The sequence below is a fragment of the Plantibacter auratus genome (genome assembly GCF_050587365.1).
In the GTDB taxonomy this organism is placed as follows: Bacteria; Actinomycetota; Actinomycetes; order Actinomycetales; family Microbacteriaceae; genus Plantibacter; species Plantibacter auratus.
Map to the genome: position 1 here is coordinate 32,109 of NZ_JBOBFV010000007.1, position 12,918 is coordinate 45,026.

Here is a 12,918-nt window from a genome sequence, read left to right on the forward strand (position 1 = left end):
TTTCAGGTTCGAACGCAGTTCGGCACCTGGGAAGCTGAATCACAACGGATCTTTGCCTTGGTCTGTGGGTGCACGTACTCTGAGGTACATGACCAAATCAGTGCAGGAACTCGTCCATGAACAGGTTGCAGCGAAGATCGCTGCGGGAGAAGCGTTGGAAGCCGCGGTCGCTGAGGTCGGCCGGGTGCAGGACGCACTCACTTCGGCCGAAGCTGAGGCGAGCAAGTACCGCAGGGCTGCACTCAAAGCTGGATGGACCGAAGCTGAGCTAAAGAGTCTTGGTCTTGCTCCGCGGCCGCGCACGCGCCGTCGCGCCGCACCGGCTCCGACCGCCGCCCCTGAGAGCGGAACGGGCGAATGATTCGGGCAGCGCGTGCCGGGGGCGTCCTCGCGCTGCTCACCCTCGGAACCATCACTCTGACCGGGTGCGTCGGCGCAACGGAGCCCGACCCCACCCGCTCACCTTCCTCGACGCCGAGCGCGTCGGGTAACCCCTTCGGGACGCCGGGTCCCGGGACGATTGCGCCGACCGGCGGGGCATCCGACGACGAGGCTGCGCCGGACCCGAACGCGGCGACGGACGCCTCTCGTGCGGCGGTCGACGCGCTCACCACGTACTGCCGGCCGACGCTGCCAAAGTCGCAGTGGATCGCGGAGCTGTCGCCGCTCCTGACCGCCCGCGGCGTCACCGCATACGAGACGGTGGACCCGGCCGTCGTGCCGTGCACGGCCGTCACCGGTGAACCTGCCGTGCGCGACGGCGACGACTCGTTCACGTTCCGCATCAACGTCCCCACCGATGCCGGCATGTATGAGGTGTACGTCACCCGCTCGTACACGACGGACCCATGGTTGGCCGAGCGAATGTCACCCGCCGAATGAACCAGCGCGGATTTGCCGGTGTCATCACCGCAGCGATCGCAGCGCCGGCCGCGCTCATCCTCGGCTTGGTGCTCGCCGTGGCGTCCCTCGGGAGCCCCGCGAACGCCTGCGCCGCAGCAACCGGCGTCGTAGACGCGACGAAGATTCCCGCTGACGCGAACGTCGCCGGCTTCTCCCAATCGCAGCTCGCGAACGCAGCCGCAATCGTCAACGCCGCATCTGCGCTGGGCCTCCCGCCGGCCGCACAGACCATCGGCGTGCAGGCCGCGATCGGGGAGTCCTCGCTCGTCAACATCGGCTATGGCGACGAGGGCGACGGTGTGACCAACCCGGACGGCTCCCCCACCTGTTCACTGGGCCTGTTCCAACAGCAATGGTGCCTCGGAGACTGGGGCAGCAAAGAGCAAGTGATGGACCCCACCTATGCCGCGACGGCGTTCTACCAGCGACTCGTCGGCGTGGCCGGCTGGGAGGGCCTGGAACCGTCGGTCGCGATCAACGCCGTGCAGATCAACGCGGACCCTTACCACTACACGAAGTTCCGCGCCGCGTCCGTGGAAGTGACCGCCTACCTCGCAGAGCTTGGCGGCGGTTCCAGCGGTGGCGGGTGCAGCGTCTCGGGCGACGCGCAGCAGCTCGCGCAGGGGCTCCAAGCGGCGATGGACAACGGCACGCTGACGTTGCTCGAATCGCGCTACGCCGAGCAGATCACGAACATGGCCAACGGGACCGCCGTCGAGGGCTGCAAGCTCGACGTCCGCACGCTGCAGTTCATCACCCTGGCACTCGACAAGTTCGGCAACATCGGCCTGTCCGACCTCAACCGACAGTGCACCGGCTCGCTACTGGGGGCCGGCGAAGGATCGTCCCACTGGGTCAAGGGCGGCGGAATGGGCGTGGACTTCACCGTCGTCGGCGGGGCAGCCCTCGATGGGCGGAACTCTGAGAGCCTCGCGCTCATTGACCTGTTGTCATCGGTCGCGCCTGACGGAACGCGGGTCGGCCAGATTCAATGCCGCAGCGGGCAGACCTGGCCCCACCTGACCGAAATCGTGGACTCCTGCAACCACGTCCACATTGACTTCGCCTACACCGATCAACCGCTAAACATCACCAGCTGAGCCGAGACCTAATTGGCCATATCGCTAGGTCCGCTCTGACCCGTCCGGCAGCACCAACGACCCACCCGATTCGATTGTCACGCCGCCGATGTCCATGATCCCACTGCCGATGACTCTCGCGTGCTTGGTAGAAATCCTCCCCCCGGGGCAGATTCTCGTACCCTGAAGGTCGACGACCCCACTCAGGCCGACCTCGATGTACACGAGATCCACGGTTCCAGCCGTGTGGACAGTCACGCCTCGAACACCCACGAGCCCCCTGATGCTCGCTTCTTGAAGCAACAGAACCCCCTCTCCGTCGACCGTCACACCGTCAAGGAATACGACCGTTCCACGGCCAACCTCGGCAGAATGAAAGCTCACCCATCCCCCATCGACGATCGTTGCGTTGTGGAGATTCACGCCTGTAAGACGTTCGTTCGTCGCGTTCGTGATCTTCACGCCAGAGAGATCCAGACGCGCTCTATCGCGAACGGAGAAGCTCGAGAGATCTACGAACCCGCCGCCCTTGATCTTCACGTTCTGGAGAGACAAGCGCCCGCTTTCTGTGGTCTCTCCACCCCTAAGGTCGACCTCAAAATCGATGTGAGCGTCGTCTAGATTGAGGTGTCGGCTGCTCCAGTCTGGAGCGTCTTCTCGTTTGAGGTGATTCCTGATGACGGTGTAACCAGCTTGTTTGACGGAGACCTCCCACGGGGTTGTGCGTTGAGCGTCTCGTCGCTCAGAGGCTTCGAGTTGCGAGTGTTCCTCTTCGGATAGCGGAAGGAGCATGTCGTCGGAGCGAGGTGCTCGTAGATATCCGGTGAGCACCTCAATGCACACCTGAACCTCGTCGGGCTTGCCGAAAGCGTCCCAGTCATCAGCGAGAGCGCCGAGCGCAAAGAGCGCCGCCTGGCGATTAACGGGGGATGGATCACTAAGAAGATTCACCGTCGTGACGAAGCGATCCCGCAGCGCGCGTTCTGCCTCCGTGCCGCGCTCAATGGCGGCTTCCTGGATCCGCGACCGTTCACGTTCCTGATCGTCGCGCAAACGTATGCGATCGCGATCTGCCGCTTGAAGCTCTTGGCGGTGGCGGGAGAGACTGAGCCCGACACCGACGAGAGCGATCGTGCCGCCGAGTGCGAACAGTACCGCGTTGGTTGCTGGGCCGAGGAACGCGGCTCGCTCCTTGGAGGAGAGGTCCGGGAACCAATTCGCTAACAGTTGGTCTGGGACCGTCGCGAGCGCGATGCCCCCGACGATGACGTAGAGGATCACGCCGAGCGTGACATACCAGCCGAACTGCTTCCACGGCGGTGGCTTGACGCTGCGCTGCGCCATGTTTCTATGCTTCCAGCAGCTGGGGCACGAGTTCGGCGTTGGGCCGGTGTACCGCTGCGGCGAGAGTCGCTAACACCGCCTCGGCTCCCTCGGTCTCTCCGGCGCGGTGCGCGTCGCGGAGGCCGGCGGCCGGCACGGCCAGCAGGTCGTAATCGTCCCGGAGCTCGACGCTGTTCTCGCTCATGCAGACTCTTTGACGAGACGGGTTGACGGGCCGGCGAGCTGCTGAACGCGCTGGTAGCTCACGCCGAGAATGGCGCCGGCCGCTTCCATCGGGTAGCCCTCTTCGCGGAGCTTGCGTGCTGCCTCGCGGCGCAGGGTGTCGGCGCGCTCGATCGCAGCTTTGCCGGCCGCGTTGGCGTCGTTGCTCTCGGTGACGAGCTGGACGATCGCGCTGGGCGCGTCGACCGTAACTGTCACCTCGAGTTCTGTGGGTTCGACGTCGAGCCACACCGCGGCGAGATCCGAAGCCGCCTTCTTCACGCCTCGGAACGTGAGTGCGGAACCGGTGGCGACGATCGTCGCCCCGCTGGGCGCGGCCGACGTAAGTTCCGGGATCGTGATCGTCCAGGTGCCGTCCTCGTCGCGGGTGGCGTGCGCTGTGAGCTGCGTTGTCATGGCCGTTCCTCTCAGTTCCAGTTGCTCGGGGTGTTGTTAAAGGCGTCCTGCACCTGGCGAACGATGCCGACTTTCACCGTGTCGCCATGGACCGGGATCGAGATTTTCGAGGTGCCGTCCGCGGATGACCAGATGTGGTGACTCCCTCGTGTTCGGATGTGCTCCCACCCCTGCGAGCGGAGGAACTTGCTCACGTCCCGGTACTTCTGCGGCTTCGTCATGATTCTATACTAGCAGCCCTTGTGTCAACAACACAAGTAAGGATTGTAGTATTTGGCGCTCCGTTGAACACGGAGTTCACGGTCGCTTGGTCACTGCCGATCGCCAGACCCATGCTTCCTGCTGACCGCCACCGAGGATCGGGAAACGAACGAGCACGGCTCGCTCGTTGAATGCCACGGCTTCACCTTCGACCTGGACCGAGCTTTCGGGGTACCGCACCCACGCGAGGACCTTCTCCGGATGCTCGGGCAGTTCGACGCCGGCACCTGAGGCTCGACGCTCCTGCTCCGTCAATGACACTGGACGAGGGCGAGTCGCAGCGGCATTCACGGCCTCCCGCGACAAGTCCGAGCCGTATCGACGATTTGCTCCCATTGAAACAGATTAGAACATATGTTCGAACACGGAAACTGCCCCGCGGGGGGGCGTCCGGCACCGGAGCGCCGGACGCCTGAACCCTACGACCCGCCCCCAATGAGCTTGGCGACCGTACCCAACACTCCGCCACCAAGCAGAACGGGGATGAAGGCAGGGTGGACCACGCAGAGGACCACGAGCCCGACGAGCACGAGCACGGAGACCAGTGGGAACTTGACTTGCGTAGTTTCGCCGTTTCGGCTAATATTTACGATGAACACTTGTATTACCTGTATCTTTCTGGTCAAGCTTGAACTTGACCGGTGTTGTTCAAGAACCCTGAGGCTGGTCTAAGAGCTGAGGGGTTCTTTCTTATGTAAGACGGATTTGTCTACATATATAAGTATACCACGAATTCTGAGAATACGTCGGATTTACTTGACTTTTTCTCGAAAAGTGGTACAGGACCATTCTACCGCATGGGGGGATCGGCGTCCTGGCGGTTCGTCCGATTGCCGTCGGATCCGCTCCCGCCGTCTGAAAAGGCCGGGAAGCAGCTGTCCGCGTTCCCGGCCTTCACCTTTGGACTACGGCTCGATGAGGATCTGTGCTCGGGTTCCGGTCGGGATGGTGACCACCACGGTTCCGCCAGGCTGACGCACTACGGTGACGTCCGCTGCGGCAGCCGGCGTCAGCGTCACGGGCTCGTGAGCGCCGACTGGCGTCAACGCCGGGTAGTCCTCGACGTCGATCGCCCGTTGTCCGGCGTAGTGGGCCAGGAGATTCATCGCCATACGCCCGCCGAAGTCTTCTTCCCGGCGGGCGGCCAGCTCGGGGTAGTCGGCAAGGTAGGAATCCAGGTCGTACCGTCGGGTGCCGCGTGCTTCGCCTTGTCGCCACGGCCCACCTGGCATCGGGCAGCCAATGAGCCATTCGGCCGGCTCGCCGGAGTTGTTGCTGACGCTCATTCGCTCGAACCGATCCGTGAAGGCGTCGACCGGTTTCGAGGTCTCGTCTTCCTCGTACCCGAACTTGATCCGTCCGTCCGAAAGGACTTCGACGGCGTTCGTGGGGTACGCCGACACGATCACGCCGTCCCATGTGCCGACGACGTAGTCGAGGTAGCCGTCGATGAGTTCGGCGCGCATGGCAGGCCAGTTGCCGCGCGTGATTCCTTCAAGTCGATACTCCACCACTCCCACGCTCGGTGAATCGAGGTCGGCAATGAGGTTGGGGTAACTGCGTTTCAGTGAAACAACGATCATGGGGTTCCCTCCGGTGACTGGTGCTAACAACATACATCAAAGATGTTTCCATCTTCTCGTAAAAGATGAGTCAATGATCTGTGGGTGGTCCGATAGGGGATCGTCCACCGGACAGCCGAGCTGGCCACAGCTGACCCTGGAATCCTGTGGGCAGCTTCGCTCCGTGTCGTCGGAATCGCTTCCTTCGGTGTCGGGACGTCGCGGGTGCGCGAGACGGCCCGCGTGACTTGGGGTTCGGGTGCATAATGGTGGTGTCTTCGGACCCGGTAGTGGGGCTTGCCGGACCCAACCTCGACAGTTGTCGACAACAGTCCCTATCTCAGCTGGTCGCGCTTCTGCGCGCCTGAGGTAGGGAGTGTCATGACAGCACCAATCGGTTCCGGACCGGTCGTCGTCGGCGTCCTGCCCGGCCTCGCTCCGGGGGTCATCGAGGTTGCGTCGTCTATCGCGCGGCGCTTCGGTACGACGCTGGTGTGCGTCAGCGTGGATGCATCGCTCTTCGATGCCGGTACGCGCTCGGACGGGTCGGTGATGGTGGAACCGATCGACCCTGACACCGCTGACACGACACCGCAGGGCTTGTCGGACAGTGACAAGGCGGCAGTACGTGCTGCCGCAACGACCTACGGCGTCGACGTCACGTTCGTCCCGGGTGTCGGGGATCCGAGCCGGGCACTGTCGCAGGTGGCCGAAGACCGCGACGCGGCGATGCTGGTCGTCGGGGCCAGGACGGGAGCGGGTCGAATCGCGGAGTTCTTCACGGGGTCGGTCGCGGTACGGCTGACCCATCAGCAGCACCGTTCAGTGCTCGTAGTGCCCGTTGATCCGGTCGGGTTCGATGCCCCACTGCCGTGGGACACCCCGTGACCGGCCAGCTTGTTCTGCTCCGCCACGGACAGAGCACTGCGAACGCTGCCGGTACCTTCACCGGCTTGCGAGACGTCGCGCTGACCGAACAGGGCAGCGCCGAAGCGAATCGGGCTGGGTTGCTACTTCTGCATGCCGGCATCCGACCGGACCTCGTGCTCACGTCGACGCTCGAGCGGGCGCTCCACACGGCGGAGCTCGTCACCGACGTCCTCGGACGTGATGCGCCGATCGAGTCGACGTGGCGGTTGAACGAGCGGAACTACGGCGCCCTCACCGGCATGTCCAAGCAGAATGCGCAAGCGGCGTTGGGGGCGGAGCAGTTCTTCGCTGTTCGTCGGACCCGCACGGGACGGCCACCACGCATGTCGATCCGCGCGTGGCTGGCGCTCCGGCGGACGCCGGCGCTTCGTGGACTGCCGTGGGCGGCACTTCGTCGAACCGAAACACTCTCCGACGTCATCCGCCGGGTCCAACCCGTCCTGTCGCACAGCATCACCCCGGCACTCCGCGACGGGCAGACAGTGCTCGTCGTCGCGCACGGCAACTCACTGCGGGCACTGTGTGCCTGCATGGACGGCCTAACTGACGGTGAGCTCGCGGACCTGAACCTCCCCACGGGCGAACCCCTGATCTACCGGTTCGACGGCGACGGTGGGTTCTGTCCGCGGGGTGGGGAGTACCTGCATCCGGCAGCACGAGCAGCAGCGGCAGCGGTCGCTGCGGAAGGTGGAAGATGACCTCCCGAACGGACACGCACCTGCCCGATGGGCAGCTCCCGCCCGACCCAGACATCGACGCCAACGACCCGGAACGTATCGACCGGCCAGTGCATCTGCGGTGGCGGTACCTCGGTGTCGTCGCACTCGGCGGCGCCATCGGTACCGCCGCACGCGACGGACTCAGCACCGCGTTCCCCGCTCAGCAGGAGGTGTCCTGGGCGATCTTCTGGATCAACATCGCCGGCGCGCTCCTACTGGGTGTGCTGCTGGAACACCTCGCGCATCGCGGACCTGACGAGGGTCGCCGCCGGACACTGCGCCTGCTTCTGGGAACCGGTGTCCTCGGCGGGTTCACCACCTACAGCACCCTCGCGACCAGCACCGCGGTGTTGTTCCTCGCTGGCCGCGGGTTGGCCGGCACCGGGTACGCGCTCCTGACGGTCCTCGCCGGCGCGATCGCCACCGGTAGCGGCCTCGCGATCGCGGGTTTGGTCCGACCGAACGGGGCCACATCATGAGCGCCCTGGCCTTCCTCAGCGTCGCGGTCGCTGGCGGTGTCGGCGCGGCCGCACGGTTCTTCGTGGATGGTGCGATCAACCGGGGTCGGCAGTTCCGGCTCCCGGTCGGGACGCTGACGATCAACATCACCGGCTCGTTCCTGCTGGGCTTGATCACCGGCGCCGCCGGTCACCTCGGCGCCACCCCCGTCGCGGTGCTCGGAACAGGGCTCATGGGTGGCTACACCACGTTCAGCACCGCCAGCTTCGAGACCGTCCGCCTCGCACGCACTGGCCGCACCACCGCGGCTGCCGTGAACGGGCTCGGAATGCTCGTCGTCTCCGTCGCCGCAGCCGCCGGGGGCGTCACCCTCGGCACCCTCACTTGACCATCCGACTGGGAGACGAACAGCTCATGCACTTCGACATCACGATCGAGATCCCCCGCGGCAGCGGCAACAAGTACGAGGTCGACCACGCCACCGGACGGATCCGCCTGGACCGGGCGGTGTTCACCAGCATGGTGTTCCCGCAGGACTACGGCTCGATCGACGACACTCTCGGCGATGACGGCGACCCCCTCGACGCGCTCGTGCTGCTGCCCCGGCCCACGTTCCCCGGCGTCGTCATCGACGTCCGCCCGGTCGGGATGCTCCGCATGGTCGACGAGAACGGCGGCGATGACAAGATCCTCACCGTCCCCGCCGGAGACGTCCGCTTCGACCACGTCCAGGACATCTCCGACGTCGCCGAGCCGGTCCTGGCGGAGATCGAGCACTTCTTCGCCCACTACAAGGAGATCGAGCACGGCAAGCACGTCACCACCAACGGGTGGGCGAACCGTGTCGACGCCGAAGCCATCATCCGCGCCGCACAGGAACGGTTCACCCCGCACCCCTGACCGGCACCCGCGCACCCGACACCATCCAGTGCGCGCCCTGAACCGCCGTGGGGAGGCAACTGGCGCCCAGTGATCGCCAGGAGGTCGTCCCTCCGCCTCCCCGCGGCCCACACCCGCACGACCAACCCGAAAGGCGACAACCGCCGTGAACGACTACATCAGCAACGTCCACCACACCACCCACCATCAGGGCGAGTACGTGACCCACACCAGCCGCCCCGTCACCATCAGCAGCCTGCACGGCTCCCGGATCCTCGACTCCCGCGGCTACCCGACGATCCAGGTGCGTCTCGAGCTCGAGGACGGCACCGTCGTCACCGGTGACGCCCCCGCAGGCGCATCCACTGGCGCGCATGAGGCTGTCGAGCTTCGCGACGGCGGCAGCAGCTACGGCGGCCGCGACGTGAGCCAGGCACTGCACCTCATCACGACGGACGTCGCACCGATGATCACCGGCCAGTCGTGGACCTCGATCGGGCAGGCCGACGCCGCCCTCGCTGCCCTCGACGGCACCCCGAACCACCGCCGGCTCGGCGCGAACAGTGTCGTCGCGACCTCGATCGCGATGGCACGCGCTCTCGCCGCCGCAGCGGAGCTGCCGCTCTGGCGTTGGATCGCAGACGTCACCGGCAGCACGCCCCGCCTGCCCGTCCCGCACTTCAACGTGCTCAACGGCGGAGCGCACGCAGCGAACGCGCTCGACTTCCAGGAGTTCATGATCGCCCCGGTGAACGCCGAGACCATGACCGACGCGGTTCGGATCGGATCGGACGTCTACCACGCGCTGGCGGCACTGGTCCGGGAACGGTTCGGCAGTCTCGGTCTCGGGGACGAAGGCGGCTTCGCCCCGTCGATCGCCGCGCCCGAGGAGGCCCTCGACCTCCTCGTCGCCGCGATCAGTGCCGCCGGTTACGAGCCCGGCGTGGACACCGTCGCGATCGCACTCGACCCGGCGGCGAACGAGTTCGCGCTCGGTGACGGTAGCTACCGGGTCGTGGACCGCCGGCTCGACCGCGCAGGCATGGTCGACTACTACCGCGACCTCATCAGCCGGTATCCGATCCGGAGCATCGAAGACGGCTTCTCCGAAGATGACCACGGCGGCTGGAAGGCGATGTCGTTCGCGCTCGGCGACATGCTCCAGATCGTCGGCGATGATCTCTACGTCACCGATCCGCAGCGCATCCGCGACGGTGGGAAGGACGGGCTCTCGAACGCGGCGCTCATCAAGCCGAACCAGATCGGCACCGTCTCCCAGACCCTCGACGCGATCGGCGTCGCACGCTCGCTCGGGATGCGGAGCATGGTGTCGCACCGGTCCGGCGAGACCACCGACACGTTCATCGCGGACCTCGTCGTCGGCACCGGAACCGGACAGATCAAGTCCGGCGCACCCGCCCGCGGAGAACGCGTCGCCAAGTACAACCGGCTCACCGAGATCGCGGAGAACAATCCGGAGCTGCCCTACGGGCTGCGCTGACCCCGACCGGTCACCTCGTGGGCGACGCGCAGGAAAGCAGAACCAGCTGGCTGAGGCTCTCCCGACCAGATCGCCCGCAACGGCCGGGCAAGTGGCGGCCCAGCGAGCGGGACCCGCACCAGCGACCCGTCGTTGATGTCGGCGGCGACCGTGCGAAGGCTCATCACCGCCGGTGCAATTCCAGCCTGCGCGTTCGCCCGGATGATGCTCGTGGTCTCCAGCACCGCGGCCGGAACCGACATGCTCAAACCGGCCTCCCTGAGCCATGCGGCGAGGGTCGCGCGAGTTCCGGAACCTTCTTCCCGCAGGAGCAGAGCCGTCGCCGCCAGGACCTCCGCAGTGATCCCGGTCGACCGAGCCCAGGGATGTTCCGGCGCAACGACGACCGCGAGCTCATCGTCCGCGATCACCTGCGCGGACACACCTGCCGCCGTCACCGGGGTCTCCGTGAACCCGAGGTTCGCGCCACCCGACTGCACGAGGTCCGTCACCGCGGCGGAGTTGCCCGCGATCAGGCGCACCCGCACGTCGGGTTCGCGGCGGCGGAATTCGAGCAGCCAGCCCGGCAGCAGCAGCTCCGCGATCGTCTGTGACGCTGCGACGACGAGCGAACCCGTGGGAGTCCGCAGCGCAGCCACTCCTGCTTCGAGGTGGCGAGACGCGTCGAGGACCGGTCCGGCCAGCCCGACGACGAGCCTGCCGGTCTCGGTCAGCACCGACCCCGTGGTCGAGCGGTGCACCAACAAGTGACCGACCATGCGCTCGGCGACCCGGATCCGAGCAGACACTGCCTGTTGCGTGACGCCGAGCGCTCCAGCGGCAGCGGAGAGGGAGCCGGTCTCGGCGACGCGTGCGAGCACGTCGAGTGTGTCGAGGTCGAGGGTTCGGTCCGTGAGTCGCCGTAGTGCCACAATCATTGATTGTGCCCTGCCAAGAGGTTCCGGGTACCGCCAGAGGCAGGATTCGCGCAGGCTTGGCCCATGACAACGCTCCGCACGGACCCTGCACCCGCGAACGGTAGCCAGCTGCCCCAACGGCCGCAGACGGCGTTGTTCCGTGACCTGGAGCGGCCAGGCCTGATCGTGTCGAATCTCACACCGAACTGGTTCGCGTCGATCATGGGCACGGGGATCGTCGCTGTCGCAGCTGCGTCACTGCCGCTGCAGTTCCCCGGGCTGCGCCTCGCGGCGACGGTCGTGTGGGCGATCGCCGCGGTGCTCCTCGTCGCCCTCACGACCGCGACGGTGCTGCACTGGATCCGCTACCGGAGCACTGCAGCCGGGCACCAGCTCAACCCGGTGATCTCGCACTTCTACGGCGCACCACCGATGGCGTTCCTCACCGTCGGCGCCGGGACACTCCTGCTCGGCAAGGACTGGGTCGGCCTGCCCGCCGCCGTCACCATCGACTGGGTCCTGTGGACCATCGGCACCATCGGAGGACTGCTCACGGCAGTGCTCGTGCCGTACCTGGCATTCACCCGCCACGAGAACAAGCCCGACTCCGCGTTCGGCGGCTGGCTGATGCCCATCGTCCCGCCGATGGTGTCCGCCTCCACCGGCGCCCTGCTACTGCCATACGCGCCCGCCGGACAGGCGCGGGAGACGCTCCTATGGTCCTGCTACGGCTTCTTCGGCCTCAGCCTCATCACGTCGCTGGTCGTGATCACCCTGATCTGGAACCGTCTCGCGCAGCACAAGGTCGGAGCCGCCGGCATGGTCCCGACTCTGTGGATCGTCCTCGGGCCGGTCGGACAGTCGATCACCGCGGTGAACCTCCTCGCATCGAACGCCCCCACCGTTGTCGATGCGAGTACCGCGCATGCCCTGCTGGTCGTGGCGCTGGTGTACGGGTTCGCGATGCTCGGCTTCGCGCTGCTCTGGACCGTCATCGCCCTCGCCATCACCATCCGCACTGCCCGCGAACACCTGCCGTTCAGCCTGACCTGGTGGTCCTTCACGTTCCCCGTCGGCACCTGCGTCACCGGACTGAACGGGCTCGCCCTGCACTCCGGTCTCGCGGTCGTCGCCGGCCTCGCCGTGCTCTACTACGTCGGGCTGGTCGCCGCGTGGATCATCGTCGCCGCCCGCACATTCCACGGTTCCGTGATCCGCGGCACCCTGCTCGCACCACCGCGACCCGCCTGACCGGGATCGACGACCATCGTGGATGTCCGAACCCTCAACGCCCTCGCCGAGACATGGCGGAATGCCACGGCCGCAACCGGACGCTTCGTCCCAGGCTTCGATCCCCGTTCCGGCGGCACCGCCAGTCGCGTCCTGGTGCTGATGCAGTCGCCCGGTCCTCGGACGATCGCCGCGGGATCCGCTGCCGTCTGCAGCGAAGACAACCTCGGGCCCACCGCCGCCGCGTTCCGGGCGGCCCGCATCGAGTCCGGACTCTCCCGCGACCATTACCTCCGATGGAACCTCATCCCGTGGGAGATCCCTGGCCGCGTCCGCTCCGCGGACATCGAGCAGGGCCGGGTCGCGCTCGGTGAGCTGCTGGAGCTGCTGCCCGCACTCGAAGCCGTCGTCACCTACGGGACCGTGGCGCTCGACGGGGTCATGCGCCATCTGACCCTGCACGATGACGCCCGCGTCATCCCCGTCCTCGGGGCACCGCACCCCTCGCCGGCCAACGGACGGCACCGCGCCGACCAG

General features: G+C 66.3%; 17 protein-coding genes. 11 read left to right on the forward strand and 6 right to left on the reverse strand.

What is annotated here, in order from left to right; all coding sequences use genetic code 11:
• Positions 1–88 precede the first annotated feature (88 nt).
• The 3 genes from ACQ3HE_RS19325 to ACQ3HE_RS19335 are packed head-to-tail and all read left to right on the forward strand — an operon-like array spanning position 89 to position 2,003.
• The gene (locus tag ACQ3HE_RS19325; protein ID WP_430894025.1) at positions 89–361 is read left to right on the forward strand and encodes a hypothetical protein; all 273 of its coding nucleotides are present in this window, start codon (positions 89–91) and stop codon (positions 359–361) included.
• On the forward strand, positions 358–882 hold the full coding sequence (locus ACQ3HE_RS19330) for a hypothetical protein (RefSeq protein WP_430894027.1): 525 nt from the start codon (positions 358–360) through the stop codon (positions 880–882). Before ACQ3HE_RS19325 ends, ACQ3HE_RS19330 begins: the two co-directional genes overlap by 4 nt.
• Positions 879–2,003 carry a hypothetical protein gene (locus ACQ3HE_RS19335; protein ID WP_430894029.1) on the forward strand — a complete coding sequence of 375 codons (1,125 nt, stop codon included), beginning with the start codon at positions 879–881 and terminating at the stop codon, positions 2,001–2,003. The genes ACQ3HE_RS19330 and ACQ3HE_RS19335 overlap by 4 nt, the downstream gene beginning before the upstream one ends.
• 24 nt (positions 2,004–2,027) lie before the next feature.
• Here the strand turns inward: ACQ3HE_RS19335 and ACQ3HE_RS19340 are convergent, their stop codons facing one another.
• The 5 genes from ACQ3HE_RS19340 to ACQ3HE_RS19360 all read right to left on the reverse strand — a co-directional run bounded on the left by ACQ3HE_RS19340 (position 2,028) and on the right by ACQ3HE_RS19360 (position 5,788).
• Positions 2,028–3,326: a hypothetical protein gene (locus tag ACQ3HE_RS19340; RefSeq protein ID WP_430894031.1), complete on the reverse strand. Its 1,299-nt coding sequence runs from the start codon at positions 3,324–3,326 to the stop codon at positions 2,028–2,030.
• A 4-nt stretch (positions 3,327–3,330) separates the two neighbouring features.
• The gene (locus ACQ3HE_RS19345) at positions 3,331–3,510 is read right to left on the reverse strand and encodes a hypothetical protein (protein WP_430894033.1); all 180 of its coding nucleotides are present in this window, start codon (positions 3,508–3,510) and stop codon (positions 3,331–3,333) included.
• Complete coding sequence (locus ACQ3HE_RS19350) at positions 3,507–3,944, reverse strand: hypothetical protein (protein WP_430894035.1); 438 nt, start codon at positions 3,942–3,944, stop codon at positions 3,507–3,509. The genes ACQ3HE_RS19345 and ACQ3HE_RS19350 overlap by 4 nt, the downstream gene beginning before the upstream one ends.
• Positions 3,945–3,955: 11 nt before the next feature.
• The gene (locus ACQ3HE_RS19355) at positions 3,956–4,165 is read right to left on the reverse strand and encodes a type II toxin-antitoxin system HicA family toxin (RefSeq protein ID WP_159880438.1); all 210 of its coding nucleotides are present in this window, start codon (positions 4,163–4,165) and stop codon (positions 3,956–3,958) included.
• A 945-nt stretch (positions 4,166–5,110) separates the two neighbouring features.
• Complete coding sequence (locus ACQ3HE_RS19360) at positions 5,111–5,788, reverse strand: hypothetical protein (RefSeq protein ID WP_430894037.1); 678 nt, start codon at positions 5,786–5,788, stop codon at positions 5,111–5,113.
• A gap of 276 nt (positions 5,789–6,064) precedes the next feature.
• Between ACQ3HE_RS19360 and ACQ3HE_RS19365 the strand changes: the two genes are divergently transcribed.
• From ACQ3HE_RS19365 to eno, 6 genes are all read left to right on the forward strand, one after another.
• The gene (locus tag ACQ3HE_RS19365; RefSeq protein ID WP_228506158.1) at positions 6,065–6,655 is read left to right on the forward strand and encodes a universal stress protein; all 591 of its coding nucleotides are present in this window, start codon (positions 6,065–6,067) and stop codon (positions 6,653–6,655) included.
• Positions 6,652–7,395 carry a 2,3-bisphosphoglycerate-dependent phosphoglycerate mutase gene (locus tag ACQ3HE_RS19370; protein WP_430894039.1) on the forward strand — a complete coding sequence of 248 codons (744 nt, stop codon included), beginning with the start codon at positions 6,652–6,654 and terminating at the stop codon, positions 7,393–7,395. Before ACQ3HE_RS19365 ends, ACQ3HE_RS19370 begins: the two co-directional genes overlap by 4 nt.
• An 89-nt stretch (positions 7,396–7,484) precedes the next feature.
• Positions 7,485–7,895 (forward strand): CrcB family protein, encoded by a 411-nt coding sequence (locus ACQ3HE_RS19375; protein WP_055962328.1) that lies wholly within the window; start codon positions 7,485–7,487, stop codon positions 7,893–7,895.
• Positions 7,892–8,263 carry a fluoride efflux transporter FluC gene (locus ACQ3HE_RS19380; protein ID WP_055960823.1) on the forward strand — a complete coding sequence of 124 codons (372 nt, stop codon included), beginning with the start codon at positions 7,892–7,894 and terminating at the stop codon, positions 8,261–8,263. The genes ACQ3HE_RS19375 and ACQ3HE_RS19380 overlap by 4 nt, the downstream gene beginning before the upstream one ends.
• Positions 8,264–8,289: 26 nt before the next feature.
• Entirely contained in the window at positions 8,290–8,775 is a 486-nt protein-coding gene (locus tag ACQ3HE_RS19385) for an inorganic diphosphatase (protein WP_055960822.1), read from the forward strand.
• 145 nt (positions 8,776–8,920) lie between these two features.
• On the forward strand, positions 8,921–10,255 hold the full coding sequence (gene eno, locus ACQ3HE_RS19390) for a phosphopyruvate hydratase (RefSeq protein ID WP_083393829.1): 1,335 nt from the start codon (positions 8,921–8,923) through the stop codon (positions 10,253–10,255).
• Here the strand turns inward: eno and ACQ3HE_RS19395 are convergent.
• Positions 10,240–11,172, reverse strand: a complete 933-nt coding sequence (locus ACQ3HE_RS19395; protein ID WP_208385475.1) for a LysR family transcriptional regulator — start codon at positions 11,170–11,172, stop codon at positions 10,240–10,242. The two genes, eno and ACQ3HE_RS19395, sit on opposite strands and share 16 nt — an antisense overlap.
• A gap of 63 nt (positions 11,173–11,235) precedes the next feature.
• Between ACQ3HE_RS19395 and ACQ3HE_RS19400 the strand changes: the two genes are divergently transcribed.
• Both ACQ3HE_RS19400 and ACQ3HE_RS19405 read left to right on the forward strand, forming a co-directional pair.
• Positions 11,236–12,402 carry a TDT family transporter gene (locus ACQ3HE_RS19400; protein ID WP_430894041.1) on the forward strand — a complete coding sequence of 389 codons (1,167 nt, stop codon included), beginning with the start codon at positions 11,236–11,238 and terminating at the stop codon, positions 12,400–12,402.
• An 18-nt stretch (positions 12,403–12,420) separates the two neighbouring features.
• Positions 12,421–12,918, forward strand: a 498-nt coding sequence (locus ACQ3HE_RS19405; RefSeq protein WP_430894043.1) for a uracil-DNA glycosylase family protein, incomplete at its 3' end; no start/stop codon positions are given.